Annotated in this window: 22 protein-coding genes; 10 read left to right on the top strand and 12 right to left on the bottom strand. The window is 66.5% G+C overall.

What is annotated here, in order from left to right:
* From H5V43_RS19640 to H5V43_RS19625, 4 genes are all read right to left on the bottom strand, one after another.
* Positions 1-1,284: a cyclic di-GMP phosphodiesterase gene (locus H5V43_RS19640; RefSeq protein ID WP_025549811.1), complete on the bottom strand. Its 1,284-nt coding sequence runs from the start codon at positions 1,282-1,284 to the stop codon at positions 1-3.
* 290 nt (positions 1,285-1,574) lie between these two features.
* A complete protein-coding gene (locus tag H5V43_RS19635; protein WP_025549810.1) occupies positions 1,575-3,014 on the bottom strand; it encodes an efflux transporter outer membrane subunit in 1,440 nt (479 codons plus the stop codon).
* Positions 3,015-3,024: 10 nt separating this feature from the next.
* Complete coding sequence (locus H5V43_RS19630) at positions 3,025-4,581, bottom strand: DHA2 family efflux MFS transporter permease subunit (RefSeq protein ID WP_025549809.1); 1,557 nt, start codon at positions 4,579-4,581, stop codon at positions 3,025-3,027.
* Positions 4,578-5,729 (bottom strand): HlyD family secretion protein, encoded by a 1,152-nt coding sequence (locus tag H5V43_RS19625; RefSeq protein WP_025549808.1) that lies wholly within the window; start codon positions 5,727-5,729, stop codon positions 4,578-4,580. Before H5V43_RS19625 ends, H5V43_RS19630 begins: the two co-directional genes overlap by 4 nt.
* A 95-nt stretch (positions 5,730-5,824) precedes the next feature.
* Here H5V43_RS19625 and H5V43_RS19620 point away from each other — a divergent pair, with 95 nt between their 5' ends.
* Positions 5,825-6,256, top strand: a complete 432-nt coding sequence (locus H5V43_RS19620) for a MarR family winged helix-turn-helix transcriptional regulator (RefSeq protein ID WP_025549807.1) — start codon at positions 5,825-5,827, stop codon at positions 6,254-6,256.
* A 247-nt stretch (positions 6,257-6,503) separates the two neighbouring features.
* Here the strand turns inward: H5V43_RS19620 and ilvD are convergent, their stop codons facing one another.
* Positions 6,504-8,357 carry a dihydroxy-acid dehydratase gene (ilvD, locus tag H5V43_RS19610; RefSeq protein ID WP_044660624.1) on the bottom strand — a complete coding sequence of 618 codons (1,854 nt, stop codon included), beginning with the start codon at positions 8,355-8,357 and terminating at the stop codon, positions 6,504-6,506.
* Between the two features lie 100 nt (positions 8,358-8,457).
* Here ilvD and H5V43_RS19605 point away from each other — a divergent pair, with 100 nt between their 5' ends.
* Complete coding sequence (locus tag H5V43_RS19605; RefSeq protein ID WP_025549806.1) at positions 8,458-9,363, top strand: LysR family transcriptional regulator; 906 nt, start codon at positions 8,458-8,460, stop codon at positions 9,361-9,363.
* A 5-nt stretch (positions 9,364-9,368) separates the two neighbouring features.
* Here the strand turns inward: H5V43_RS19605 and H5V43_RS19600 are convergent, their stop codons facing one another.
* On the bottom strand, positions 9,369-10,166 hold the full coding sequence (locus H5V43_RS19600) for a DUF2189 domain-containing protein (protein WP_025549805.1): 798 nt from the start codon (positions 10,164-10,166) through the stop codon (positions 9,369-9,371).
* Between the two features lie 334 nt (positions 10,167-10,500).
* On the opposite strand from H5V43_RS19600, the gene H5V43_RS19595 reads away from it, so the two are divergent.
* Both H5V43_RS19595 and H5V43_RS19590 read left to right on the top strand, forming a co-directional pair.
* The gene (locus H5V43_RS19595) at positions 10,501-13,416 is read left to right on the top strand and encodes a TonB-dependent receptor domain-containing protein (protein ID WP_158230100.1); all 2,916 of its coding nucleotides are present in this window, start codon (positions 10,501-10,503) and stop codon (positions 13,414-13,416) included.
* Between the two features lie 21 nt (positions 13,417-13,437).
* Positions 13,438-14,472 carry an ABC transporter substrate-binding protein gene (locus tag H5V43_RS19590; RefSeq protein ID WP_025551192.1) on the top strand — a complete coding sequence of 345 codons (1,035 nt, stop codon included), beginning with the start codon at positions 13,438-13,440 and terminating at the stop codon, positions 14,470-14,472.
* A gap of 23 nt (positions 14,473-14,495) precedes the next feature.
* Here the strand turns inward: H5V43_RS19590 and H5V43_RS19585 are convergent, their stop codons facing one another.
* From H5V43_RS19585 to H5V43_RS19565, 5 genes are all read right to left on the bottom strand, one after another.
* Positions 14,496-15,287 (bottom strand): N-acyl homoserine lactonase family protein, encoded by a 792-nt coding sequence (locus tag H5V43_RS19585; RefSeq protein WP_025551190.1) that lies wholly within the window; start codon positions 15,285-15,287, stop codon positions 14,496-14,498.
* Positions 15,288-15,318: 31 nt separating this feature from the next.
* Complete coding sequence (locus H5V43_RS19580; protein ID WP_025551188.1) at positions 15,319-16,200, bottom strand: NAD(P)-dependent oxidoreductase; 882 nt, start codon at positions 16,198-16,200, stop codon at positions 15,319-15,321.
* Between the two features lie 34 nt (positions 16,201-16,234).
* Positions 16,235-17,032, bottom strand: a complete 798-nt coding sequence (locus tag H5V43_RS19575) for an SDR family NAD(P)-dependent oxidoreductase (protein WP_025551186.1) — start codon at positions 17,030-17,032, stop codon at positions 16,235-16,237.
* Complete coding sequence (locus H5V43_RS19570; RefSeq protein ID WP_025551185.1) at positions 17,025-18,371, bottom strand: MmgE/PrpD family protein; 1,347 nt, start codon at positions 18,369-18,371, stop codon at positions 17,025-17,027. The genes H5V43_RS19575 and H5V43_RS19570 overlap by 8 nt, the downstream gene beginning before the upstream one ends.
* A 222-nt stretch (positions 18,372-18,593) precedes the next feature.
* On the bottom strand, positions 18,594-19,139 hold the full coding sequence (locus H5V43_RS19565; RefSeq protein WP_025551184.1) for a carboxymuconolactone decarboxylase family protein: 546 nt from the start codon (positions 19,137-19,139) through the stop codon (positions 18,594-18,596).
* A 296-nt stretch (positions 19,140-19,435) separates the two neighbouring features.
* Here H5V43_RS19565 and H5V43_RS19560 point away from each other — a divergent pair, with 296 nt between their 5' ends.
* The 5 genes from H5V43_RS19560 (at position 19,436) to H5V43_RS19540 (ending at position 24,387) form a co-directional block, all read left to right on the top strand.
* Positions 19,436-20,233: an SDR family NAD(P)-dependent oxidoreductase gene (locus H5V43_RS19560; protein ID WP_052628092.1), complete on the top strand. Its 798-nt coding sequence runs from the start codon at positions 19,436-19,438 to the stop codon at positions 20,231-20,233.
* 90 nt (positions 20,234-20,323) lie between these two features.
* On the top strand, positions 20,324-21,697 hold the full coding sequence (locus tag H5V43_RS19555) for an MFS transporter (protein ID WP_025551181.1): 1,374 nt from the start codon (positions 20,324-20,326) through the stop codon (positions 21,695-21,697).
* The gene (locus H5V43_RS19550; protein WP_037483768.1) at positions 21,697-22,650 is read left to right on the top strand and encodes an alpha/beta hydrolase; all 954 of its coding nucleotides are present in this window, start codon (positions 21,697-21,699) and stop codon (positions 22,648-22,650) included. The genes H5V43_RS19555 and H5V43_RS19550 overlap by 1 nt, the downstream gene beginning before the upstream one ends.
* Positions 22,651-22,670: 20 nt before the next feature.
* The gene (locus H5V43_RS19545; RefSeq protein WP_025551178.1) at positions 22,671-23,585 is read left to right on the top strand and encodes an amidohydrolase family protein; all 915 of its coding nucleotides are present in this window, start codon (positions 22,671-22,673) and stop codon (positions 23,583-23,585) included.
* Complete coding sequence (locus H5V43_RS19540; protein WP_210769465.1) at positions 23,575-24,387, top strand: amidohydrolase family protein; 813 nt, start codon at positions 23,575-23,577, stop codon at positions 24,385-24,387. The genes H5V43_RS19545 and H5V43_RS19540 overlap by 11 nt, the downstream gene beginning before the upstream one ends.
* Here H5V43_RS19540 and H5V43_RS19535 read toward each other — a convergent pair.
* Positions 24,375-24,830, bottom strand: coding sequence for a PaaI family thioesterase (locus tag H5V43_RS19535; protein ID WP_025551176.1), 456 nt, complete (start codon positions 24,828-24,830; stop codon positions 24,375-24,377). The genes H5V43_RS19540 and H5V43_RS19535 overlap by 13 nt on opposite strands.
* Before the next feature lie 83 nt (positions 24,831-24,913).
* Between H5V43_RS19535 and kce the strand changes: the two genes are divergently transcribed.
* Positions 24,914-25,840: a 3,5-dioxohexanoate:acetyl-CoA acetone transferase gene (gene kce / locus H5V43_RS19530; protein WP_025551174.1), complete on the top strand. Its 927-nt coding sequence runs from the start codon at positions 24,914-24,916 to the stop codon at positions 25,838-25,840.
* Positions 25,841-25,932: the final 92 nt, after the last annotated feature.

Raw genomic sequence — 25,932 nt, 5'->3', positions numbered from 1 at the left:
TCATCCCGCCGCCGCGAGCAGCCTGGCGCTGAGCGCGGGCCATTCGGTCATGTCCCAACCCTCCGGCGTTTCGCGGGTCATGATCTGGTCCGCGCCGAAGCAGTTGGAAAGGTCTATGTCCTCCGCCTTCACGAAGCTGCGGTCGGAAAGCGAATAGAAGGGCCGCACCACCGGCAGCGTCAGGTCGTCGGCATTCTGCTCGACCACGATCGCCAGCCGGTGCGAGCGCAGGCGGACCAGCGATCCGATGGGATAGATGCCGACCGCGCGCTGGAACGCCTGGAAGATTTCGGGGTCGTAGAGCGTCTGCGCCTCGTCCAGCATCAGCAGCGCGCGGGATGGGTCCTCGCCATGACGGTGGATGCGGTTGGACGTCATCGCGTCATAGGTGTCGCAGATCGCCGCCATGCGGGCGAACCGTCCGATTTCATCGCCCTTCAGCCCATGGGGATAGCCGCTGCCGTCCAACCGCTCATGGTGATGGAGGCAGACGTCCAGCACGGCGTCCGGCATTTCGCCGCCCAGCGCCAGGAATTCATGCGCCAGCGTGGTGTGGCTCTTCACCACCTCCCATTCCTCCGGCGTCAGCGGACTGTCCTTGTCCCAGGTTTCCTGCGGCACATGGCCCATGCCGACGTCCATCAGCAATCCGGCAAGCCCGGCCTGCTGCACCTCTTCCGGAGAGAGGCGGAGCTGCTGCGCCAGGCTGATCATCAGCGCGCAGACCGACAGGGCGTGCAGATAGAGATATTCGCTGGTGTTCTTGAGCCGCGTCACCGCCATGAAGGCGTGGGGATTGCGCTGGATGGAGCTGGAGATCTCATCGATCATCGTTTCCAGCCTGTTGAGCTTGATCGCATTGCCCAGTCGGGAATCGTCGAAGATCTTCTGCATCGCGCGCACCGACTTGCGGGCGAGGCGGTTGGCATGAACCATCTCCGCCTTGGCCGGCAGCCTGTCCTTCGACAGCGGGTCGAACGGACGGCTGACGGGCGGCGGCGCCCCGCGCCGGGCTATGGTGGCGCCCGCACGGCCGAACGGACGGTCACGCTGGTCGGCAGCCGGCGCGCGGGGCGGGGCGGGCGCTTCGCTGGGCTTCAGGTCAGCGCCGCGAGAGGTGTCTATCTGCACCCATTCGACCTTGCTCGCCTTCAACGTTTCCAGTTGTTCGGCATCCTCCAGCAGCATCCTGCTCTTCCAGAAGGGGTGGGCGAACCATGACCCTTCCATCTTGTGGAGGAACATGCCCAATTCGACATGCTCGGTACGAATTCTCTTCAACATGATGATGCGCGGCCCCGACTTGAAAGTCCCTCCCGTCCGATCCGAAGCGCGCTCTCCCGTCCCTGCCGGACTCCTCCCCCGGAGCATGTCGCGCTTCCATCGGACAATATGGACTTTTAGAGCATCGTGCGGAAAAGCCTGTCCTGAGCCCTGTCGAAGGACGGGAACCGGTTTTCTGCCTAAAACGATGCGACAACAGAAACTTGGAGCGCGCGGCCTGTGCCCGATACAAGGCAACGCGCTCCAGCGCGGCATTTCGCTCCCAAAGCCTTGCGGAAAGGTTAAATTCCCTATTGCCAGCCGAGGCCGAGCGCCTTTTGCAGGGCGATATAGTCGGCCGTCATCGCCGCCGTTCCCTGGGTCAGCGCCTGAGCCGCCGACAGGCTCTGCCGCTCCGCGTCGAGAAGCTGGATGCGGGTGGCCGTTCCCGCCTCGAAACGCTGGCGCATCAGCGCGGCGGCGCGCTCAGCCGAGGCCTTCGACCGGGCGGCGCTGGCGACGCTCAGCCGCCGCGCGCCAAAGCGGGAAAGCGCGTCCTCGCCGTCGCGCAGGGCATTGAGCACCGCCTGCCGATATTGCGCGGCCGCCTCGTCCCGGACGCCTTCGGCCTGTCCGACCCGGGCGGCGTTGCGGCCGAAATCGAGGAAGCTCCAGCTCAGGCGCGGCATGGCGATCGCCGCCAGCGTGTCGAGGTCGACCAGATCGCCCGGATCGGTGCCGCCGATGCCGATCAGGCCCATGAAGCTGAGGCTGGGAAAACGCGCGGCCTCCGCCACGCCGATCCTGGCGGTGGCGGCGGCGAACTGGCGCTCCGCCGCCCTGATGTCGGGGCGGCGCCTGAGCAGCGCGGCGGGATCGCCGACCGCGACCTGCGCGGGAGGCAGCGGCACGGGCGCGGGCGCGGCCAGCATGGCGTCGAGCGCGCCGGGCGCTTCCCCGGCCAGGGTAGCCAGCGCGTTCAGATAGGCGTCGCGCTCCGCACTCAGCGGCAGCAGCGCGGCGTCGCTCTGCTCCAGCTGGTTGCGCTGCTGTTCCACCTCCAGCGCGGAGGCAGTTCCCCCGGCGTGGCGCTGTTCCGTCAGGCGCAGCATCTCGCGCTGCCGGGCCGTGGCCTGCTGCGCCAGCGCGATACGCTGCTGCCGGTCGCGCAGATTGACATAGGCCTGGGCGATTTCGGCGGTCAGGCTGACCTGCGCGTCCGCGACATTGGCCTGCGCCGCCTCAACCTGGGCCCGTGCCGCCTCGACTCCCCGCCGCCGGCCACCCCACAGATCGACCTCCCAACTCGCGTCGAAGCCCAGATTGTAGAAATTGAGCGACTGGCTGTCGCCGCCATCGGAACTGTCCTCCTCCGAATTGCCGAGGTCGACGCCGGGCACGGTGGCATGGACGTAAAGAGCGGAGGCATTGACATTGGGAAGGGCATTGGCGCGCTCCGTCCGCAGCGAGGCGCGGGCCTGCCGCACCCTTGCCTCCGCCACGGCCACGCCGGGACTGGCGGCCAGCGCGCGGCTTTCCAGCGCGTCCAGCACCGGGTCGCCCAGCGCCGTCCACCAGGCCGCGGCGGCGGGCGCCTGCGGGCCGGCGTCGGCGGGCGCCCTGACGAACTGCGCCGCCGGGCTGACCGGCCTGGCCGCTTCCGGCCCTTGATAATCCGGCCCGGCGGTGCAGGCGGCGAGCGTCAGCAGCGGGAGGATGGCCGGAGGAAGGACGGTCTGGGGGAAACGCATGGAACCAGCCTCAATGCATCGCGACCGCTTGCCCCTTGGGCAAGGGACGCAGGAACAGCACCAGCGGCAATACGGCGATGATGCCGACCGCCAGCATCGTGAAGATGTCGTTATAGGTCATCACCAGCGCTTCCCGCTGGATCGTGCCTGCCAGCGATCGAAGCGCGGCGTCCTGCCCGCCCAGCGAATGGGCGAGGCCGCCGATATAATCCTGCACCTGCCCGCTATTGGCGCTCAGGCTTTCCTCCATGCGGCGGCTGTGCAGCCAGCTTCGCTGGTCCTGGATGGTGGCGATGCCCGCCAGCGCCAGCGATCCGCCCAGATTGCGGACGGCGTTGAACAGCCCGGCGGCATCGCCCGCATCCTCGCGCGGGACCGATGCGATGGCCGCCTGGTTGAGGAACAGGAAACCGAATACGCTGCCCACGCCGCGCAGCAATTGCGACTCGACGAAATCATGGCCTACCGCCTGATTGGTCAGCACCGTGTCGACCCAGCAGCTCGTCGCCATGACGAGCAGCCCGGCGCCCACCGCGATGCGGATGTCGAGGTGCCGGATCAGCAGGGGCGTGAGCGGCATCAGCATCAGGCTCGGAATGCCGGACAGCAGGACGATGCGGCCCGATTGCAGCGCGTCATAGCCGGCGATCGCCGCCAGGAACTGCGGAATGACGAAGGCGGTGCCGTACAGCATCATGCCGATCACCAGCCCCATCAGCGCAACGGCCCCGAATTGCCGGTCGAGCAGCAGCTTCAGCCGGATGACGGGCCTTTTCGCGAAATATTGTCCGGCGAACAGCAGGATGAAGCCGATGCCGGAGATGACCGACATCAGGACGATCTCGCTGCTCTGGAACCATTGTTCCCGCTGCCCCTCCTCCAGCACGATGGTAAGGCCGCCCAGGCCCAGCGCCATGCCCGCGATGCCCAGCCAGTCGGCCTGCCGGAATTCGCTGAGGCGCGGCTTTTGATGCGGCATCGTCACCAGCAGCAGGGTGATCAGCACGATGCCCACGGGCAGGTTCAGGAAGAAGGCGTAGTGCCAGCTTATATTCTCCGTCAGCCATCCGCCGACCAGCGGGCCGAGCACCGGCCCAAGAATGGCGGTGACGCCGAACAGCGCATTGCCGATCGGCTGCTGCGAACGGGGAAGGCGCGTGGCGATGATGGTCATCGCCGTGGGGATCAGCGCGCCGCCGGTAAAGCCCTGGCCGACGCGGCCGATGACCATGGTGGTAAGGTCGCCGGCCACGCCGCACAGCATCGAAAAACCGGTGAACAGAAAGGCGGCGGCGAGCAGCAGGGTGCGCAGCCCCAGCAGCCGTTCCAGCCAGGCCGCCAGCGGAATGACGATGATCTCCGCGACCAGATAGGATGTCGCGATCCAGGTGCCCTCCGTGCCGCTGGCGCCGATCTCGCCCTGGATCGTGGGCAGCGCTGAATTGACGATGGAAATGTCCAGCGTCGCCATCATCGCGCCCAGGCTTCCCGCGATGACGGCCAGCCACGCGGCGGTGTCGGCGCGTTCGGGAAGGGGCGGCGCGGCCGGAGCGGCGGTGGCGTTCATCGGCCGATCCGGGCGTTATGCCGCTCCTGCTCCCGGCGGATCTGCGCGGCGGCGTTCCGGGCCGAACGGGTGTCGACGGACACTTCGACGGACATGCCGGGGACCAGCAGCTTCCGGGTTTCGGGGCCGGCGCTGACGGCGATGCGCACCGGGATGCGCTGGACGATCTTGGTGAAATTGCCGGTGGCGTTCTGCGGCGGCAGGACCGAAAACTGGGCGCCGGTGCCGGGCGCGATGCTGGCGACCCGTCCGGGCAGCTCGATCCCGGGCAGCGCATCCACCGCGATCGTCACCGGCTGGCCGACGCGCATCAGGCCCAGTTGCGTTTCCTTGAAATTCGCCTCGACATAGAGGCTGGCCTTGGGAACCAGCGTCATCAGCCGGCTGGCGGCCTGAACGAACTGGCCCTGCCTGACGCTCCTGTCACCGATCCGCCCGTCGACCGCCGCCCGCAATATCGTCGCCTCCACATTGGTGCTGGCGGCCGAAAGCTGCGCACGCGCGGCCTCGCCCTGCGCTTCCGCCTGCCGCACCTGTGTCTGCAGGGTGGCGATCCGCTTCTGCGCGCTGGTCAGTGTCGCCCTGGCCGCCGCGGCCCTCGCCCGCGCCTGGGTCGCCTGGTTCTGAAGCTCCGACAGGCGCTCGCGGGTCTCCGCACCGCTGGCCGCCAGCGGGCGATAGCGCTCCACCTCGCGCGCGGCGAAGGTGGCATTGGCGTTGGCGGCGTTCAGATCGGCCTCGGCCTGCGCGACGGCGGCGCGTTGCTCAGCAATCTGGGCGACGACCCCGGCCGCATTGGCCTTGGCCACGTCGATCTGCGCCACGGACTGGGCCGCCTGCGCCCGGTAATCGCGCGGATCGATCTGAACCAGCGGCTGGCCGGCCTTCACATCCTGGTTCTCATCGACGAAGACGCGGTCGACATAGCCGGACACCTTGGGCGCGACGGTGATCGAATCGGCCTGGATATAGGCGTCGTTGGTCGATTCCTGATATTTGCCGAAGGTTTCGAAGCGGATGAGCCACAGCACGCCGCCGCCGATCAGCGCCAGCGCCACGAGCAGCAGGATCAGGCGTGCACGCGGGCTTCTGAGCGCGGAGGAGCGGCTCTGGCCCGAGTCGTCGCCATGGGGGGGAGAAGAAGCCACTGTCTCAGAACTCATCGATGGAACCCGCAGATCGCAATACCGTCCCCTATGCTCGCGCTTGCACCATAGCGCAATACCATTTATTGAGGTTCCTCATGAATGGCGCCGACGAACAGCTACTGACCGACCTGTTTCGGGTCATCACATTGATCCGCAGATCGTTCGACCGCGCGATGACGGAACAGGGCGCATCGCTCGCCCAGACCAAGATATTGATGTGCATAAAGGCGCAGCTGGGAACGGCGCGCGCCGCCGACATTGCCGAGATCATGAATCTCGCGCCGCGCACGGTGACGGAGGCGCTGGACGGGCTGGAGCGCGAGGGCCTGATCCAGCGGGTGCCGGACAGGGACGATCGGCGGGTGAAGCGGCTGGCCATCACTCCGGCCGGAGAGGCGGCGGTCGCCGTGACGGAGCCTCTCCGCCTGCAACTGGGGGGAAAGCTTTTGAAGGCGCTGAACCCTTCGGAACGGCGGCATTTCCATGCTGCGCTGCAAAAATTATTGCAGGGACTGGACGACGCCTGACCTTTTGATTCGCGCGATATTCTCTGTTATCATCGCCCCGCCCGACCGGCATAAGCCCGGCGGCAAGGGAGAGTGCGATGGAGCGTATGCATTACAGCATGTGCCAATGCAGCGTCGGGTTGCTGAGCCTGTGCAGCGCGTCGGCCCTGGCGTTGACCGGCACGCTTTATATCCTCCTCCACTGACGGCCCGCGGGCAATCGTCCGGAACGACGCGCCGCGGGGTCGAATGCGGCGCGCCCTGAATATCAATCCTTTTCCACCTGGCCCACATCCCGCACCGCGCCGCGCGCCGCATTGGTGGTGAGCGCCGCATAGGCCCGCAGGGCGGGCGACACATGGCGCTTGCGGCCGAACGGCTTCCATGCCTTCGCGCCGCGCGCCTCCATTTCCGCCTTGCGGGCGGCGATGACGGCGTCGTCCAGGTCCAGCCTGATCACGCGATTGGGAATGTCGATGAGGATGGGGTCGCCGGTCGCGATCAGCGCGATCAGCCCGCCTTCCGCCGCTTCGGGCGACACATGGCCGATGGAAAGGCCCGAAGTGCCGCCGGAAAAGCGCCCGTCGGTGATCAGGGCGCAGGCCTTGCCCAGCCCCTTCGACTTCAGATAGCTGGTCGGGTAGAGCATTTCCTGCATGCCCGGCCCGCCCTTGGGCCCTTCATAGCGGATGACGACGACATCGCCCGCCTTCACTTCATTGCCCAGGATGCCGGCGACCGCAGCGTCCTGGCTTTCATAGACCCGTGCCGTGCCGTGGAAGGTCAGGATGGATTCGTCCACCCCGGCCGTCTTCACGATGCAGCCTTCGGGCGCGATATTGCCGAACAGCACGGCCAGCCCGCCATCCTTAGAAAAGGGATGCGCCGCGCTGCGGATGACGCCGGTCTCGCGGTCGGTGTCCAGTTCCTCCCAACGGGCGTTCTGGCTGAACGCCTGGGTGGTGCGGACGCCGCCGGGCGCGGCGCGGAAGAAGTTGCGGACCTCCTCGCTATTGGTGCGGCCGATGTCCCAGCGGTTGAGCGCGTCGCCCAGCGTCGGCGCATGGACGGTCGGCAGGCTGGCGTCGACCAGCCCGGCGCGCTCCAGCTCGCCCAGGATTGCCATGATGCCGCCCGCGCGATGGACGTCCTCCATATGCACGTCATTCTTGGCCGGCGCGACCTTGCAGAGGCAGGGAACGCGCCGTGACAGACGGTCGATGTCGGCCATGGTGAAATCCACCCCGCCCTCATAGGCGGCGGCGAGCAGGTGAAGCACCGTATTGGTCGACCCGCCCATGGCGATGTCCAGGCTCATCGCGTTCTCGAACGCGGCGAAGGTGGCGATGTTGCGGGGCAGGGCCGATGCGTCGTCCTGTTCGTACCAGCGCTTGGCGAGGTCGACGATGGTGCGGCCCGCCTCCAGGAACAGCTTTTCGCGGTCGGCATGGGTGGCCAGCGTCGATCCGTTGCCCGGCAGCGACAGCCCCAGCGCTTCGGTCAGGCAGTTCATCGAATTGGCGGTGAACATGCCGGAGCAGGAACCGCAGGTCGGGCAGGCGGACCGCTCGATGACCTTCACTTCCTCGTCGGTATAGCTGTCGTCCGCCGCGACGACCATGGCGTCGACCAGGTCCAGCGCGACGGTCTTGCCGCGCAGCTCGGTCTTGCCGGCCTCCATCGGACCGCCCGAAACGAAGATGGTCGGGATGTTGAGGCGCATCGCGGCCATCAGCATGCCGGGCGTGATCTTGTCGCAGTTGGAAATGCACACTAGCGCGTCGGCGGTATGGGCGTTCACCATATATTCGACGCTGTCCGCGATCAGGTCGCGGCTGGGCAGCGAATAGAGCATGCCGTCATGGCCCATGGCGATGCCGTCATCGACCGCGATGGTGTTGAATTCCTTGGCGACGCCGCCCGCCGCCTCGATCTCCCGCGCGACGAGCTGGCCCAGATCCTTCAGGTGCACATGCCCCGGCACGAACTGGGTGAAGCTGTTCGCGATGGCGATGATGGGCTTGCCGAAATCCTCGTCCCTCATGCCGGTGGCGCGCCAAAGGCCGCGGGCGCCCGCCATGTTGCGGCCATGGGTGCTGGTGCGTGAACGATAATGCGGCATGGGTCTGTCCTCGGTTCCTGTCCGGCCGCCTTACGCCTTCGCGGACAGGTTGTGAAATATATTGCAGCCGCGCTATAAGGTCGCAGGATGACTGACTGACATGGACCTTCGCCAGCTCAACCATTTCCTCGCCGTGGCGGAGGAACTGCATTTCGGCCGCGCCGCCGAACGGCTGGGCATGACCCAGCCGCCGCTCAGCCAGTCGATCATGGCGCTGGAGCGGGAACTGGGCGCGCCTCTCTTCACCCGGACCAAGCGGCAGGTGGCGCTCACCCCCTTTGGACGGCAATGGCTGGAGCATGTCCGGCCCGCCGTGGGGGCCGTGGCCGACCTCGCTGCCGTGGCGCGGCGCCTGCAGGCCGGGACGGTCGGGCGGATTGTCCTCTCCTTCGTCAGTTCGGCGGACTACAGCATCCTGCCCACGTTGGTGCGGCGCTATGCCCATGCTTTCCCCAGGGTGGACATGACGCTGGTGGAAGCGACCAGCGACGTGCAGGTGGAGGCGCTGGTGGAAGGGCGGACCGACGCCGGGCTGCTGATCCCGCCCGCATCCGGCCTGCCCGCGGCCATCGATTATCGCCCGTTGCTGCGCGAGCCGCTGGTGGCCGCCGTGCCGGAGAATTGGGTGAAGGACGGCCGCCTGCTGGTGGAGGACGGCAGGCTGGCCGGGGAGGGCTGGCTCGACCAGCCGCTGCTGCTCTTCCCGCGTCACGTCGCGCCCACCTTCCACGATCTTGTCATCGACCATTATCGGGCCCAGGGGCGGGAGCCGCACGTGCGCCAGCGGGCGATCCAGATGCAGACGATCATCAGCCTCGTCTCCGCCGACATGGGATTGGCGTTGGTCCCCGCCTCGCTACGCAACCTCGCGCGCACGGGCGTGCGCTATCTGCCGCTGGCCGGCCTTGCCCCCATGCTGGAAACCGGCCTGGCGTGGCGCCGGTCGGACGAGGCGCCGACGCTGCGCGCCCTGCTGGGCATCGCCCTCGACATGGCCGGGGGCTGATCGCCTTATCGGACGACCGCGCGCGTATAGAGGTGCCAGGTGGCATAGCCCAGCACGGGCAGCACCACCGCCAGCCCCACCAGCGCGGGCAGGGCGCCCAGCACCAGCAGCGCGACCACGATCAGGCCCCAGGCCGCGACCGTCACCGGATTATGCCATGCCACGCGGCAGGATGTGCGCACCGCGACGCCCCAACTGACCGGCTTGTCCACCGCCATGGGGAAGGAGACGACGCTGACCGCCAGCGTCAGCAGCGCGAAGCCGAAGCCGACCAGATTGCCGAGCACGATCATCTGCCAGCCCTGCGACGTGCCGAATATGGCCGACAGGAAAGCGCCCACGGAGGATGTCGAGCCGGGCACATTTTCCAGCGTCGCATGATAGATGAACCAGGCCGTCGCCATCCACGCCATGAACAGCAGCGCCAGCACGCAGGTCAGGTCGAACAGGGCGGACCCGCCCGGCTTGCGGATCACGTCCAGGAAATGGCGCCAGCGCGCGTCCAGCCCGGCCTCCCGCCGCCGCGCCAGTTCGTAGAAACCGCTGGCGAAGGCCGGCCCCAGCAGGATCGCGCCCGCCACCAGCGGAAAGATCAGCGGCAGGATCGACATCCGGCTGGCCGACATGATCGCGAGCGCGACGATGATCGGATAGATGAAGCCGATGAACACCAGATCGCCCCTTTTGGCGAGGAAATCGTCCCACCCCTGACGCAGGGCGACGCGCAGGTCGTCGAACGTGATGGTGCGGATGGAAATATCTTGCCCGGCGGACGCCGCCTGGGACGGGTGAGCCATTGCCATGGTTCGCTCTCCTGACCGAAAGCCATGAAGCTCCTGTTCTTATATGTCCTCTGTCGGGACATGCGCGCTTTTCCGGGGCGAGCATCTCTCGGCATGAGGGAGCGCCTCATGGCCAATGGCGGCATCCTACACCCGGAACAGGGCGCCCGCCAGCCCTTTGATGCCCCCCGCGGCTTCGCCTGTCGCGCCACTGCTGGATGATGCGCCTCCGGCATGTTTCTCAGTTATTGTGAATGTTATTTCGTTCAGCGATTTTTCGACGGTCCGCTTCTACGATCCGCTTCTGCGAACAGAACGACAGACCTGCGTCACGCGGGCAATCGGGAGGGATGACATGCGCGTTGCGTCGACCAGACTTGCCCTGCTTTCAGGTATCGCCTTCGCCGCCATGGCTCCGCCGGGTCCATCCTTCGCGCAGCAGCAAGGTGCGGCGGCCCCGGCGGATGGCGCTTCGGAACCGCCGGACGCCGCCCCGGCCGGCTCCCCGATCCCGGCCCCATCCTCGCCTCCCGCGCCGTCCGATCCACCGGTGGAGGCCGACATCGTCGTTTCCGGTTCGCGCATCGTGCGGGACGGCTTCAACGCCCCCACGCCCATTTCCGTGATCGGTGCGGAGCAGGTGCAGAACCGCGCCGCGATCAGCATCGGCTCGGTGCTGCAGGAGGCGCCCGCCTTCCGCCCCAGCCAGAACCCGTCGGCGGCGCGCACCTTCACCAATAGCGGCTATTATGCCGACCTGCGCGGGCTGGACGCCAACCGCACCCTCGTCCTGGTCGACGGCCATCGCTTCGTGCCGACGTCCAATGTCGGCACCGTCGACCTCAGCCTCATCCCCACCTTCCTGGTCGAACGCGCCGAGGTGGTGACCGGCGGCGCGTCCGCCGCATGGGGCTCCGACGCCGTGGCCGGCGTCGTCAACATCATCCTCGACCACAAGCTGACCGGGCTTCGCGGCGAAGCGCAGGCCGGCATCTCGGAGGAAGGCGACGGCTATAACATGAAGGTCGCTCTCGGCGGCGGGACAAGCTTTGCCGACGGCGCGGGCCATATCATCCTGGGCGCGGAATATTCCTATGACGAGGGGGTGGGCGACAATTACACGCGCGACTGGGGGCGGGAGGAATGGTGGTTCGTCACCAATCCCAATTTCGCCACCAACGGCCAGCCCGCGCGCATCTGGACGAAGAACGTCCACTACGCCTCCCAGACGCCCGGCGGCCTGATCGCCACCGGACCGTTGCGCGGCACCGCCTTCGCGCCGGACGGCACCCCCTTCCAGTTCAACTTCGGGGAAGTATGGGGCGACGACCAGATCGGCGGCGACGGGTACGGCATCGGTTCCTGGACCGGCGTCAACATCAGGCAGCCGCATGAGCGCGTCGTCGCCATGGGCCGGGTCAGCTTCGAAAGCGGCGACACCAGCTTCTTCGCGGAGGGCAACTACGCCCATGTCGACTGGACCGTGCCCAGCATCGGCACGCGCAATTTCGGCACTCAGTCGCCCAGCACCAGCGCCTTTTCCCCCATCGTCGTCAGCGCCGACAATCCCTTCATCCCGGCGGCGACGCGGGCGGCGATCGACAATTACAATGCGACGCGGCCGGCCGGCGCGCCGGCGCTCACCAGCTTCCAGCTCGGCCGGTTCGGGACCGAGAATTTCCAGCAGATCGTCAGCAAGGCGAATGAGACCGCCCGCGGCCTGATCGGCGCCGAAGGCTCCTTCGGCGGCATCAAATGGGACGTCTATGCGCAATATGGCCAGAACCGGTTCATCCGCGGCGTCATCGGCCAGCGGATCGAGGCGAACTGGCGCCGCGCCATCGATGTGGTGAACGTGACGCAGAACGGCGTTTCCATCCCCGTCTGCCGCGACCTGCTCAGCCCCAACGCCGCCATCCGCAACGCGGCGGCGGGCTGCGTGCCCTATAATATCTTCGGCACCGGCACGGCCAGCGACGCGGCCAAGGCTTATGTGACCGGCCTCTCGCTCCAGCATCAGAAGACGACCCAGACGGTCGTCGCCGGCAATCTCCAGGCGGAACCCTTCTCGACCTGGGCGGGCCCCGTGTCCATCGCGACCGGCATCGAATATCGCCGGGAGACATTGCTCTCCATCCCCAGCCCGCTGGAGGCGGCCCGCGCCTTTTCCAGCGCCAACTCCGCCTTCGTGGACGGATCGTTCGACGTGAAGGAAGGCTATGTGGAGCTGCTCGTTCCGCTGGCGGCGGACAGGCCATTCTTCCGCCATCTGGATGTCAACGCCGCCGCCCGCTACGCCGATTATAGCGGCGCGGGCAGCGTGTGGACCTGGAAGGCGGGCGTGAACTGGTCGATCACCGATGAATTCCGCGTCCGCGCCACCCGCTCGCGCGATGTCCGCGCCCCCAATCTCACCGAAATGTTCACGCCGGAAAGGAATCAGAACGCGCGCATCATCGACCCGGTCACCAATACGGCCTATACGGTGCGCACCTTCTCCGTCGGCAACAGGAACCTGGAACCCGAAGTCGCCAATTCGCTGACGGCGGGGTTCGTCTATCAGCCGCAATGGGCATCGGGCCTGCAATTGTCGGTCGACTATTATGACATCGACATAGACGGCGTCATCAACACCTCCGTCGCGCAGGTCGTCCTCGACTCCTGCGTCGCGGGCGACGCCAGCCGCTGCGCCTTCATCACCCGCCCCGTCGCCAACGGTCCGATCACGGAGATGGTGACGCCCTATCTGAACCTCAACCGGTTCCAGACCAGCGGCGTCGACATCGAACTGTCCTATCGCATGCCCCTCGGCGCGGGCAATCTCAGCACGCGGCTGCTCGCCACCTATGTCTGGGACTACAGGCTGACGGACACGACCGGGGCCATCGATCGTTCCGGACAGAATGGAACGCCCGTCAATGGCGGCACGGTCGGCATGGTGGACCTGACGATGAACGCGACCATCGCCTATGACACCGACGATTTCGGCGTGAACCTCCAGGCGCGCTACATCAACGACGGCAAGATCGACACCGCCGCCGTGCCGGGGACGGCGACCAGCCTCAACATCAACAGGATTCCCAGCCGCATCTACTTCAATCTGGGCGGAAAGCTTGTCCTGACCCGCAGCGAGGACAACGACAGGAAGGTGGAACTGTTCGGGACGATCGACAATCTGCTCGACACCGATCCGCCATTCCCTTCCTTCGACGGGACCTATTATGACCTGGTGGGTCGTGCCTATCGGCTCGGCGTGCGCTTCCGCTATTGACGCCCTTGGGGGAGAATGACGATGCGCGGTAACAAGGCGGCTCTGGCCGCAGCCATGGCGGCCCTGGCGTTTTGCGGATGCGCCGCCGCACCGTCGGCGGCGGTCAATGCCCCAACGGCTCCGGCCGAACCGCTTTCCGTCTTCGGCCATCGATCCGTGCTGGAGTTCGGGCCGGCTCTGCTGGCGGCGAAGAATGCGCCGCCCGGAACCGTCGTCACCGCCAGCGGCGGGGTTCCCAACCTCTGGGCGGCGCCCGACCCCGCGCTCGCCGCTTCGGTCGGCGGGCATGCGGAGGGCGCGCCGCCGCCGCCCAATCCCGGCATGGCCGATCTCGCCGGCAATGCCGAAACGCAGACGCTGCGCATGTCGCTGAAGCATCCCGACGTCCGCATCGTCGTCACCACGACGGAAGGCCTGTACCGCATCGTCGCCCGGCGCTCCTCCGGCATCGCCTCCGTCGCGGACCTGAAGGGAAAGCGGATCGCGGTGTTCGTCAACACCTCCGCCGCCTTCTACCTCCACAGGCTGCTGAAGGGCGCGGGGCTGGGCGAGGCGGACGTCACCATCGTTCCCCTGACCGCCAGGGCCGGTGCGGACGCGGTGATCAAGGGCGCTGTCGACGCGCTGTCGACCTGGGAACCCGAAGCGGAACGCGCGGCTCTCGCGCTGGGGGACAATGGCCTCAGCATCCAGCCCAAGGGCGCCTATCGCGAAATATACAGCCTGAACGCCAGGGCCGGGACGCTCCGCGATCCGGCGAAGCGGAAACAGGTCGTCGCCTTCCTGCGCGAACTGCTGGCCGGCTGCCGCAAGGCGGAGGAAGATCCCGGCGAAATGCAGGCCATGCTGGCGGAACGGACCGGCCAGAATCTCGAACTCATTCGCCAGTCATGGCATCATCACCGCTTTCCCTGCGCGCTTCCCGACGACCTGCTGGACGTGATGGTGGAGGAGGAGCAGTGGCTCGCGAAGATCGATGGCCGCCCGCCGCGCGACCGCGCAACGCTTTCCCGGCTGATTGACCCCAGCCTGTTGCGGGAGGCGCGGGCGCGCTGAGCGGCAGCGCCCGCGTTCCGCCCTCAGGACGCCGGTTCGGCGTCCAGCCGGACCACCCCCGCCACGCCGTCGCGCGCCAGGGGATAGCGGCTCAGCACCAGCGGATCATGGCCGGGAATGATGTGGTTTTCCGAACTCGCCAGTTCCCGCATCCTGTCGAAGCCGAACAGCATGTCGGTCATGCTGTCGAAGGAGGGGAAGGGCCGCGCCTGCTCGAAATTGGCGTAGAGATGCGCGGCGTCGGAACCGAGCACCACCCAGCCGCGCCGGGTCTTCACCCGCACCACCTGCAATCCGCGCGTATGCCCGCCGACCCGGTGCAGGGTCAGGCCCGGCGCCAGTTCGCTGTCGCCATCGTGGAATTGCAGGCGGCCGTCGAACAGCCGCCCGATCATCGCCTGCACGTCGCCGGGCTCATAGGCGTGGCGCAACGGCTCGTGGCACATGCAGCGGCCGGTGCAATAGGCCATTTCCGCATCCTGCACATGGTACCGCGCCTGCGGGAACATCGCATGATTGCCCGCATGATCGAAATGCATGTGGGAAATGATGACGTCGCTGACCGCGGCGGCGTCGATGCCGATGGTCTTCAGCCCTTCGTTCACGGGCCGCACCAACTGCCGGTTGCGCTTGATCCCCATGGCCGCGTCGAAACCGGTGTCGAGTATATAGGTGCCGTGGTCGCCCACCATCGCCCAGACGAAATAGTCGAGCGGCATCGGCCGGTCGTGCGGATCGCCGCCGACGAAATTGGCCGATGCGGTGCGATCGTGATGGCCGTACTGGACGGCATAGACCTGATAGCAATCCTCCAACGACTTCCCTCCCAAATCTCGCGTCAGGCGTTCAGCCGATCTCGACGCCGGCCCATTGCTCCACGACCCGCGCCATCATCGTGAAGTCGGCATCCGCGCCGAACTGCGCCGCCGTGATGTCCAGCATCGTCTTGGCCAGATTGCCCAGCATCATGGGTACGCCCAATGCCTGCGCTTCGTCCAGGCAAAGGCGGACGTCCTTCAGCGACAGGCCGGTCGCGAAGCCGAAGTCGAATGTGCGCGGGACGACGGCGCGGGGAAACTTGTCCCGGGTGGCGCTGTTCTGCCCGCTCGACATGTTGAGCACGTCCAGCATCACATGCGGGTCCAGCCCCGCCTTGACCCCCATCGCCATCCCCTCCGACGTCGCGGCCAGCGCCACCACCGACATGATGTTGTTGATGAGCTTCATCGTCTGCGCCTGACCGGGCTGCATGCCGACCGGGATCACCTTGCCGAAATGGGAAAGCAGGGGCGCGACCTCCTCCTGCACGGCTGCCGGCGCGGCCAGCATCAGCGTCAGCTTGCCCGCCAGCGCCCCGGCGCGCCCGCCGCTGACCGGCGCGTCGGCGAACGACCTGCCATGCTGCGCCAGCAGGCCCGCCGCCTCGGCAGAGGCGCGCGAACCGATGGTCGACAGGTCGACCACGATCCCGACCCTCGTCCCCGCCAGCTCGGCCGCCACTTGCCGGACGATCTGGGGGGAAGGAAGGCTGGTGAACACCATGTCGGCCCGGTTGCCGACCTCCTCCACGCTGTCGCCGGCCAGGCCGCCCGCCGCCGCGAAAGCCGCCCGCGCCGAAGGATTGACGTCATAGGCGATCACCGCATGGCCGTTTTCCAGCAGCCGGGGCGCCATGGCGCTTCCCATGCTGCCAAGGCCGATAAATCCCACATTCCGGCTCTGCGTCATCGACTGCTCCTCAAACATCGCCCTGCCGCTGGCATCAGCGGGCCATCCATCCGCCCTCGATCGGCAATATGGCCCCATTCATATCCGTTCCGGCGGGGCCGCACAGCAGCAGCAGCACCTCCGCGACGCTGTCGACATCGACGAACCGGCCGCTGGGCTGCTTCCCGTCCAGGAAGCGCGTCTCCGCCTCCGGCCGCGTCAGCCCTTCCTCGATCATCATCCGCTCCAGCCGGTCGGACCAGAGGGGCGTCAGCACCGACCCGGGCATCAATGCATGGCAGGTGATCGGACTGCCCGCCGTCTCCAGCGCGGTGGCGCGCGTCAGTCCCTGGATCGCGGTCTTGGTCGTTACATAGTCCACCCGGTTGACGGTGCCCCGATAGCCATAGACCGACGTCATGTTGAACACCCGTCCATATTGCGCCTCCCTCATCTTCGGCAGGACCATCTGCGTCGCAAGGAAGGCGGCGGTCACGTTGACGGCCAGCGCCTCGGTCCATTTGTCGATGGGGAAATCCTCGATCCGCGCGAAATGCCGGACGACGGCGTTGTTGATCAGGATATGGACCGGACCCAGCGTCCGCTCGGTATGGTCGACAAGGTCCCGCACGGCCGACGCCTGGCGCAGGTCGGCGCGGCAATAGACGGCGCGCACGCCATAATCCCGCTCGATCGCCTCGCCCAGGCAGGCGGCTTCCTCCGGATCTTCCAGCCCGTGCAGCATGACGTTCGCGCCGGCCGACGCCAGCTTGCGCGCCATGGCCTGGCCCAGCCCCCCGACCGATCCCGTGACCAGCGCATTGCGGCCGGCGAGTCTTCCTGCGTCATTCATGGTCCGTCACCGTCAGTTCGGTAAAGCGCGACACGTCTTCGCACCGGTCCAGCGCCAGTGCGGCGTCGACAAGGCGCCGGGCCTGCGCTGCGGTCAGCGTTCCCGCCACATTCTCGTTGAACTTCGCCACGATCTCATCGGTGGTCATCGGATTTTCCGACGATCCGCGATTATGTTCCTCGATCTCCTCAAGGACGGTGCCGTCGGTCAGTTCCACGGAAATCACCCCCTTGAACTGCTCCGGGCCGGGGAGGGACCCGTCGACCCGATATTCGACCCGCCGCGCCAGGGAGAGAATGGCCTCGTCGCGTAGATATTCCGGCTGATAGGCGTCCTTCCCCAGCCTGCCCCGCACCAGCGCCTCCGCCAGCGTATATTGCAGGCTGACCCGCCCGTGCGAATCGGTCAGCGGATGCAGCTTCTCGCCCTGCGGCTCGCACACGATGCCGACGATATAGGGCGCGACATCGCACCTTATGGCGCGGATGCGCTCTGCCGACAGGCCGTGACGCTCGCGCAGCCGCAGCAGCGCGCTGACATAGGGATGGATGACATGGGCGGCGGGAAAGGGCTTGAAGGAGGCGTTCCGGCTTTCCCATTCCTCGCCCAGCGCATCGGTCAGCCGGCGCCAGTCGGGTGTCACGGCCTCGTCCTGAAGATGCGACGCATAGAGGCCGAAGCGCCCCTCCAGCACCTCGGCGGGACCGGTGACGCCGGCCTCAGCCAGTGTCGCCGCGGCGATCCCGCTCTGCGCGGCCCAGCCGGGGTGCAGGAATTTGGACTGGGTGCCGTCCACCCAGCATTGGATCAGCCCCGCGGCGAAGCTGCCGGTGATCCCGGCGGCGCGGATCATCGCATCCTCCTCCAGCGCCAGCATCTTTCCCGCAAGCCAGCTCACGCCGAACGGCGCGAACAGGCCGGAGGGGTGGAATCCCCGTTTGTGGAACTGACCCGGCGCCAGGCTGCCGACGCGGCAACTGATCTCGTTGCCGATGGCTATGGCCAGGATCGCGTCGCGCCCGCCGCAGCGCAGGCGGTCGCCCAGCGCCAGCGCCGCCGCGACGGCCGGGCTGCTCATGTGCACGATCGATTCATTATGGGTGTCGTCATATTCCAGCGCCTGCGACAGCGCGCCGTTGGCGAAGGCCGCGCCCGACACGCTCGACCGCGCCGCCCCGCCCCAGATGCGGGCCTCCGTTCCGGGATGCAGGCCGGCGGTGGCGCTGCGCACCGACATGCCGAACGGGCGCTGGCTGCCCGCGATGGAAAGCCCCACCACGTCGATGACGCGCAGCATGGTCGCGGTCACAACATCGTCGGGCAGATCATCGAACCGCATTTGCCTAACCCAGGCCGACAGTTTTTGCGAAGCGGCTATCACCCCTCGGACCCCTCCAGATCGTTATTGAAGATACCGGTATCACGATTGGGATACGCCGCGAACCCGCATGGCACAAGTCCCAATTTTCCTGGGCGGCAGGTTCGGCCCGGTTTTCGGTCGGGCGGGGCCAGGCGCGCAACGGCCCTCCGCGCTACGCCTGTCCCGCGCTCCAGGGCATTCTCAGCGTCGCAGATTCCAGTTGGTCACGGCTTCATCGTCGATCTCCGCACCGCTGACGGCCGCCACTCTCGCGAGCATCATATAGGTGCAGGTGATGAAGAGGATCTCGAACAGGGTGGGCAGGCCGAAATATTCCTGCATGGCCGCCAGACTCCTGTCCGAAGGGGAAACGTCCGACACCAGCTCGCTGACGAAATCGCACAGGCATTGCTCCTCCGCCGCGAAGACGCTGAAGTCGCCGCTTTCCAGCCCCTGCCTCTCCCGCTCCGTCAGGCCCAGCGCGGCGGCAATGCTTTCATGATGATAGATCTCATAGTCGGAACGCGACAGATAGGCGACGCGCAGGATGATCAGCTCGCGCTGGCGTGGCGTGATGCTGATGTCGAAGATGGCGGCGCGGCCCAGTGCGCGCTGCGGCGCCCAGAAGGGGTCGGGAGCATGCATGGCCATGCGCGATATGTTCAGCACGCGACCGAACGCCCCGGACAGCACTTCGCGCTTCGTTTCCGACAGGCCGGCGGGGTCTGGATAAGGAATGCGTGTCACGAAATCTCCTGTTTCCGGGTCCTGCCGGCGCTTGCGGACAGGGCAGCCAAGAACGGCACGGCATTTAGCGGATTTCGCGCAATTCCAGCACATCGGGAAAGCATTGGCTATCCAATAACATTATGCTGAAGCGACGGCATATGGCATTCTTCGCGAACTTTGGCCCTAGCTAAACCGAACCATCCTATGGTACCGGTATCTCATAAAGATTCAATGAGGATGGTGAAAAGGATCGGGAGCGGCCGCCTTCCCAATGGCTGCGCAACGCCTTTCCAGCGCCGCTTCAAGCGCCAATCATGATCGAGAAGGGTGTTTCCATGTCCGACAATCTCTTTACGCTGCTGGGGCGCAAGGCATTGGTCGTGGGATGCGACAGCGGCATAGGATTGGCCTGCGCCCGCGCCATCGCGGCAGCCGGCGCCAGCCTGGTCATGTCCGGGCTGGAAAAGGAGAGGGGGGAGGCATTGGCCCGTGAAATCGCGTCGGACAGCGGGCAATCCGTTCATTATCGCGCCGTGGACGTCCGCGATGAGGCAAGCGTCGAAGCCCTGGTGGCAGCCGCGACCGGGATCATGGATGGCCTGGACATCGCGATGAACAACGCCGGCATCCCCGGCCCGGCGGCGGCCATTCAGGATCTGGCGGCGCGCGATTTCGACAATCTGTTCGCGATCAACGTGCGCGGCGCCTGGCTGAGCATGAAATATGAGATTCCGGCTATGCTGGCGGCGGGGCAGGGGGGCTCCATCATCAACCTCGCCTCGACCGCCGCGCTCTCCGGCCTCGCCTATGTCGGCGCCTATTCCGCCAGCAAACATGCCGTCGCAGGGCTGACCAAGTCCGCCGCCATAGAGCTTGCCCCCCACAATATCCGGGTGAACGCGATCGCGCCCGGACCGGTCCAGACCGACCTGCTGCACAATATGCGCGCCGGCCGCAGCCAGGTGAGCGACGTGCGGCCCGCATCCGTGCCGATGGGCCGCGTCGCGCAGCCGGAGGAGATGGCCGGCACGGTGGTCTGGCTGGCTTCGCAGGCGGCATCCTTCGTCACCGGATCGATCATATCCGTCGACGGAGGCGTGATCGCCGCCTGAACGACCATGAATTCACGATAGCAAAGACCATAAGCGCCCCGGAAAGGGCGAATAAGCGGAGGTGACGGAGATGGCGCCGGAGGCAATCAGATGAGCGGTGGAGCCCCGATCGATGCGGTGCGCACGGGTTCCGGCCCGGAAGCGGCGGTGGGCGCAGCGCTCGATAGCATCACCTCCGCCCGGCTGCGGATCGTCCCGCCGCTGCTGCTGGGCTTCGTCATGCTGTTCGATTCATGGGACAGCATCGCCATCGCCTATGTCATGCCCTCGCTCACCCGCGAATGGGGCCTGACGCCGGTCGCCGCGGGCAGCCTGATCTCGGCCGGCTATGCCGGGCAGTTCGTCGGGGCGATCCTGCTTGGGTCGCTGGCCGAACGCTTCGGCCGTATGCCGGTATTCCTGGTCTCCGTCGTCTGGATGGGATTGCTGGCGATCTTCTGCGCGCTGACGCCGGGCTATGGCGCACTGTTTGCCCTGCGCATCGTCCAGGGCGTGGCGATCGGCGGCGCGCTGCCGGTGTCGATCACCTATATCAACGAAATCGCGCCCTCCGCCACGCGCGGCCGCTATTTCGGCATATTCCAGTTCATCACCATGGCGGGCTATGCCGCCGCATCCTTTTCCAGCACGGTCGTCATCCCTCATCTCGGATGGCGCTGGCTGTTCGCCTTCGGGGCGATTCCCCTGCTGATCCTGCCGGTGGTGCTGCTGCTGCTCCCGGAATCGCCGCGCTGGCTGGTGCGCAGCGGCCGGGCGGACGACGCGGCGAAGGCGCTGCGCAAGTTCGGCTATGCCGCCGCCGATCCACAGGCGCTCCGTTCGTCCGAACCGTCCGCCGGGCCAGCGCCCCGCCTGCCCGCGACCATATTGTTCGCGCCCGAATTCCGCCGCCGCACGACCGTCGTCATGCTGCTCTGGTTCTTCACCTCCTTCGCCAGTTTCGGGCTGACGACCTGGCTGCCGTCCATCTATGTGTCGGTCTTCCATATCCCGGTGGCGACGGCGTTGCGCTATTCCGCGACGGCCAGCCTGCTGTTCCTGGTCCTCGCGCCGACCATCGCGCTGGTGATCGACAGCGTGGGCCGCCGTCCGCTGGCGATCGGCGGATCGCTGATCGCGACCGTCGCGCTGCTGACGCTGGGCTTCACCCTGCCGAAGGACGTGGCGATCCTGGTGCCGCTGGTGATCGCGGGTCAGCTCTCGATCTTCACCGGCTCCATCGTCCTCTGGCCCTATACGGCGGAAACCTATCCCACCCATGTCCGCGCCGTCGCGCTGGGGCTCAGCAGTTCGCTGGCGCGCGGCGCATCCACCCTGACGCCGGTCGTGGTGGGCGCGATCCTGGCCAGCGGCGCGTCGGTCGCCATCGTCTTCGGCATATTCGGCCTCTGCGCCGCCGGGGCGCTGATCCTGTGGGTCACGGCCACGCGGGAAACCGCCCGGATGCGGCTGGACGCGATCTGATGGCGGCCACCCTGCAAGCCGGGCTGGACCCCGACGCCCGCGCTGTGCTCGACCTCATGGAGGCGAGCGGCCGGCCGCCGCTCCATCTTCTGAGCGTTGAAGAGGCGCGGGCGGCGATCCGCATGTCGCTGGAAACGCTGGGAAAGCCGCCGCCGCCCGTCCGGGAGGCGGATCTTTGGGCGGACGGGCCGCGCGGCCCCGTTCCCCTCAGGCTCTACCGGCCCATGCAAGTGCCGGACGATGCGCCTCTGCCCGCCATGCTCTATTTTCACGGCGGCGGCTGGATGACCGGCGACCTCGCCTATGGCGCATGGTTCTGCGCCTCGCTGGCGGAGCGGGCCGGGATCGCCATGCTGTCGGTGGACTACCGGCTGGCTCCGGAACATCCCTTTCCCGCGGGGCTGGAGGATTGCATGGCCGCGCTCCGCCATGCCCGTCGCGATGCTGCGGCGCTGGGCATCGACGCAGGACGGATCGCCGTCGGGGGCGACTCGGCGGGCGGCAATCTCGCGGCCGCCTGCGCGCTATGGGCACGCGATGAAGGCCTGCCGCTCAGCGCGCAGATATTGATCTACCCCGTCACCGATCTGGTGGAGGAGCATGAGTCCTACCGCCGCAATGCCGATGGTTTCGGCCTGACCGCGGACATGATGCGGTGGTTCCGCACGGCCTATCGCAACGGAGCGGACCCCGCCGATTGGCGCATGTCGCCGCTGCGCGCGCCCCGGCTGGAGGGTGTCGCGCCGGCATGGGTGCTGACCTGCGGTTTCGATCCCCTGTGCGGCGAGGGCGACGCCTATGCGGATCGGCTGGCGGCGGCCGGCGTGCCGGTGAAGCATATCCGCCATGCCGACCAGATCCACGGCTTTTTGATGTGGCCGAAAATGATGCGCGCATCCGACCGGGCCTTGTCCGGCATGGCGCGGGAATTGCGCGCCAGGCTGTTCGCCTGAGCCAGCAGGAGAGCTTGAATATGGCAGAAGACCCGATTTTCGACACCCATGCGCATCTGATCGCGGATGACGATGTCGCCTATCCGCCGTCGCCCATGCGCGGCACGACCCATGTCACGCAGATGAACTACACGGCCACCGCCGAATGGCTGATCGACCGGATGGACCGCAATGGCGTCGGCAAGGCATGCATTGTCCAGCGCGGCCATGTCTATGGTTATGACAACAGCTATATCATCGATTCGGGCAGGAAATATTCCGACCGTTTCGTGCCGGTGGTGATATTGGACGCGCAGGACCCCGAAACGCCCGCCAAATACCGGGACATGGTGTTGAACCACGGCGTGCGCGGCCTGCGCTTCGCCCAGACGCATTTCGAATTCTTCGATACCGCCTGGATGAATTCGCCCAATGCCATGGAATGCTGGCGGACGGCGGCCGAACTGGGAACGCCGGTGGCGATCATCTTCTTCCGCAGGCATTTGTCCTGGGGGTTGCCGGCCCTGAAGTTCATCGCGGAATATCTGCCGTCGCTGAAGATCATCGTCGATCATATCGGCACGCCGCACACCCTCTCCAACCCGGAAAAGGCGCGCTATGTCGCGGCGGGTCTGGACAGCAGCATGCCGCCGCCGCCGGATTTCGGCATTGCCGATACCATCTCGATCTTCGAAGGGCTGCCCAATATCAGCTTCAAGTTCACGGAGATCAACATGGAGCGGCTGGCCGACCAGAAGGCGGAACCGGCCGCGTTCATCCGGCGGCTGGCGGATGTCTTCGGCGCGGACCGGCTGATGTGGGGCTCCGATCTGGGCCAGAGCGAATGGCCCTATGAGGAAAAGGCGGCGGCGGCGCGAAGGGCGGCGGCCCAACTCGGCCCCGACGAACGCCGCGCCTTCCTCTATGAAACGGCGGAGAGGCTTTATGAGCGCTGAGGTCCAGATGAGCGCCGAGGTCCGGGTCGACACGCACGCCCATATCTGGGGGCCCGCCATGCCCTTCTGGAGCAGGGCGTGGAAAAGGCCCGACTATGCCTATACGGTGGAAACCTATCTCGACACACTGGACGCCAGCGGCGTCGATTTCGCGGTGATCGCGGCGGCCAGCCTGTTCGGAACCTATAATGACTATGTCATCCGCGCCCTGCGGCAGCACAGGCGCCTGCGCGGAACCGTGATCGTCGATCCGGAAATCGGGATGTACGATCTGGAGGGCATGCGCCGCGACGGGGTGGTGGGGGTGCGTTTGCAGCTTTTCCACACCGACCTGCCGGATTTCGCTGCCGACGGCTATAATCGCCTGTTCCACCGGCTGCGCGACATGGACATGCATGTCCATGTGAATGTCGAGGCGCACCGTCTGCCATCGGTGCTGGACGGCCTCAGGCCCAGCGGGGTCAAGGTGGTGATCGACCATTTCGGCTGGCCGGATGCGGAAAAGGGGCTGGACTGCCCCGGCTTCCAGGCGGCGGTCCGGGCCTGTCAGGACGGCATGGCCTGGGTGAAGCTGTCCGGCGGCTTCCGCCGGCCCGATCAGGACATAGCCCGCCTGTTCGCGCAGGCCTATGTCGAGCGGGTCGGGACGGAACGGCTGTTTTGGGGCAGCGACGCGCCCTTCGTGGGGGCGGAAGGGACGGTGACGCATCGGCAGACGCTGGACCAGCTTGGCTATTGGCTGCCCGACGCGGCGGTGCGCGCCGCGATCCATCGCAGCGCCCTTGATTTCTACTTCGCCTGACCGGAGCGGGTGGAGGGAAGCTTGAAGACGCCGCTGCCGCGTGCGACAGCACCATCGGGCCCCAGCAGCACGCCGTCGCAGAAGGCGAGGGACCGGGTCGCGCGCAGCAGGCGGACGCGGGATTCCAGCCAGTCGCCCGGTTGCGCGCCCCGCATGAAGTCGACGGACAGCGATATGGTGGGCGCGTGGGAAACGGCACAGCCCGCCTGCGCGTTCTGGCCCAGGCAGACGTCGAGAATGGATGACAGCCAGCCGCCATGGGCGAACCCGGAATAGCTGCAATTATGCGGCGCGACCCGGAAACCCAGCCGGACGGCTTCCTCTGCCGCCGGTTCGAAGGGGTCCGCGATATAGAAGGGACCGTTCAGATGCTGGAAGGGATCGACGTCGGCGCCTTCCTTGACGCGCCAGCCGGGCGGGGCGGATTGTTCGATAGGGCTCATGGGGGTCTCCATTGTCGCTTGCCGCGGGCGTGAGATACCGGTACCAATTTCTCTAGGGACAGGATGATGGAAAGGCAAATGATATGAAGAAGGGAAAGGTCATCATAAGCTGCGCGCTGACAGGGAGCATGCATACGCCGACCATGTCGCCGTTCCTGCCGGTCGCGCCGGAAAAGATCGCCGAGGAGGGCATTGCGGCCCACCGGGCGGGCGCGGCGATATTGCACCTGCACGCCCGCGATCCGGAAAATGGCCGTCCGACGCCGTCCGCCGAGGTCTTCATGCAGTTTCTGCCGCAACTTCACGCGGAAACCGACGCGGTGATCAACATCAGCACCGGCGGCGGACCCGGCATGACGTTGGAGGAAAGGCTGCGCGCGGCGGTTCAGGTCAGTCCCGAACTCTGTTCGCTCAACATGGGCTGCATGAACATCAACCTGTCGGAACTGGCGAGCCGCCACGACTTCAAATATGACTGGGAAAAGCCCTTTCTGGAGGCGACGGAAGATCTGGTCGCCAAGAACACCTTCCGCGACATACGCCACATCATCGAGACATTGGGTCCGGGCGGCACCCGGTTCGAGATGGAATGCTACGAGATCGGCCATCTCCACAATATCGCCTTCTTCGCGGACAAGGGACTGCTGAAGCCGCCTTTCCTGATCCAGTCGGTGCTGGGCGTGACCGGCGGCATGAGCGCCGACGCCGACAGCGTCTATTTCATGCGCCAGACCGCCGACCGGCTGTTCGGCAGCGATTATATCTGGTCGCTGTTCGGCGCTGGACGGCACCAGATGGGCGTGTGCACCATGGGCGCGCTGATGGGATCGAGCGTTCGCGTGGGACTGGAGGACAGCCTGTTCATCTCCCGGGGGCAACTGGCGAACAGCAATGCCGACCAGGTGCTCAAGATCCGCCGGATATTGGACGAGCTGGGCCTGGAAGTCGCGACCGTGGAGGAGGCGCGCCAGATGCTGGGGCTGAAGGGCCGGGCCAATATCAACCTCTGATCCGCCATTCGCCCTGATCTGCGGGTAATGGTCCAAGAAGCGTCATGCTGAACCTGTTTCAGCATGACGCAGGATTCGATCGGGAAAGATGA

This window comes from Sphingobium fuliginis (assembly GCF_015074805.1).
GTDB classification, from domain to species: domain Bacteria; phylum Pseudomonadota; class Alphaproteobacteria; order Sphingomonadales; family Sphingomonadaceae; genus Sphingobium; species Sphingobium fuliginis.
The sequence above is the reverse complement of the archived record's forward strand: the minus strand, read 5'-3'. Positions and strand labels throughout refer to the sequence as shown.

Coding starts and splice junctions, on each gene's coding strand:
- H5V43_RS19640 (WP_025549811.1), bottom strand. CDS start 1,284: ATGTTGAAGAGAATTCGTACCGAGCATGTCGAATTGGGCATGTTCCTC.
- H5V43_RS19635 (WP_025549810.1), bottom strand. CDS start 3,014: ATGCGTTTCCCCCAGACCGTCCTTCCTCCGGCCATCCTCCCGCTGCTG.
- H5V43_RS19630 (WP_025549809.1), bottom strand. CDS start 4,581: ATGAACGCCACCGCCGCTCCGGCCGCGCCGCCCCTTCCCGAACGCGCC.
- H5V43_RS19620 (WP_025549807.1), top strand. CDS start 5,825: ATGAATGGCGCCGACGAACAGCTACTGACCGACCTGTTTCGGGTCATC.
- ilvD (WP_044660624.1), bottom strand. CDS start 8,357: ATGCCGCATTATCGTTCACGCACCAGCACCCATGGCCGCAACATGGCG.
- H5V43_RS19605 (WP_025549806.1), top strand. CDS start 8,458: ATGGACCTTCGCCAGCTCAACCATTTCCTCGCCGTGGCGGAGGAACTG.
- H5V43_RS19600 (WP_025549805.1), bottom strand. CDS start 10,166: ATGGCAATGGCTCACCCGTCCCAGGCGGCGTCCGCCGGGCAAGATATT.
- H5V43_RS19595 (WP_158230100.1), top strand. CDS start 10,501: ATGCGCGTTGCGTCGACCAGACTTGCCCTGCTTTCAGGTATCGCCTTC.
- H5V43_RS19590 (WP_025551192.1), top strand. CDS start 13,438: ATGCGCGGTAACAAGGCGGCTCTGGCCGCAGCCATGGCGGCCCTGGCG.
- H5V43_RS19580 (WP_025551188.1), bottom strand. CDS start 16,200: ATGACGCAGAGCCGGAATGTGGGATTTATCGGCCTTGGCAGCATGGGA.
- H5V43_RS19575 (WP_025551186.1), bottom strand. CDS start 17,032: ATGAATGACGCAGGAAGACTCGCCGGCCGCAATGCGCTGGTCACGGGA.
- H5V43_RS19570 (WP_025551185.1), bottom strand. CDS start 18,371: ATGCGGTTCGATGATCTGCCCGACGATGTTGTGACCGCGACCATGCTG.
- H5V43_RS19560 (WP_052628092.1), top strand. CDS start 19,436: ATGATCGAGAAGGGTGTTTCCATGTCCGACAATCTCTTTACGCTGCTG.
- H5V43_RS19555 (WP_025551181.1), top strand. CDS start 20,324: ATGAGCGGTGGAGCCCCGATCGATGCGGTGCGCACGGGTTCCGGCCCG.
- H5V43_RS19550 (WP_037483768.1), top strand. CDS start 21,697: ATGGCGGCCACCCTGCAAGCCGGGCTGGACCCCGACGCCCGCGCTGTG.
- H5V43_RS19545 (WP_025551178.1), top strand. CDS start 22,671: ATGGCAGAAGACCCGATTTTCGACACCCATGCGCATCTGATCGCGGAT.
- H5V43_RS19540 (WP_210769465.1), top strand. CDS start 23,575: ATGAGCGCTGAGGTCCAGATGAGCGCCGAGGTCCGGGTCGACACGCAC.
- H5V43_RS19535 (WP_025551176.1), bottom strand. CDS start 24,830: ATGAGCCCTATCGAACAATCCGCCCCGCCCGGCTGGCGCGTCAAGGAA.
- kce (WP_025551174.1), top strand. CDS start 24,914: ATGAAGAAGGGAAAGGTCATCATAAGCTGCGCGCTGACAGGGAGCATG.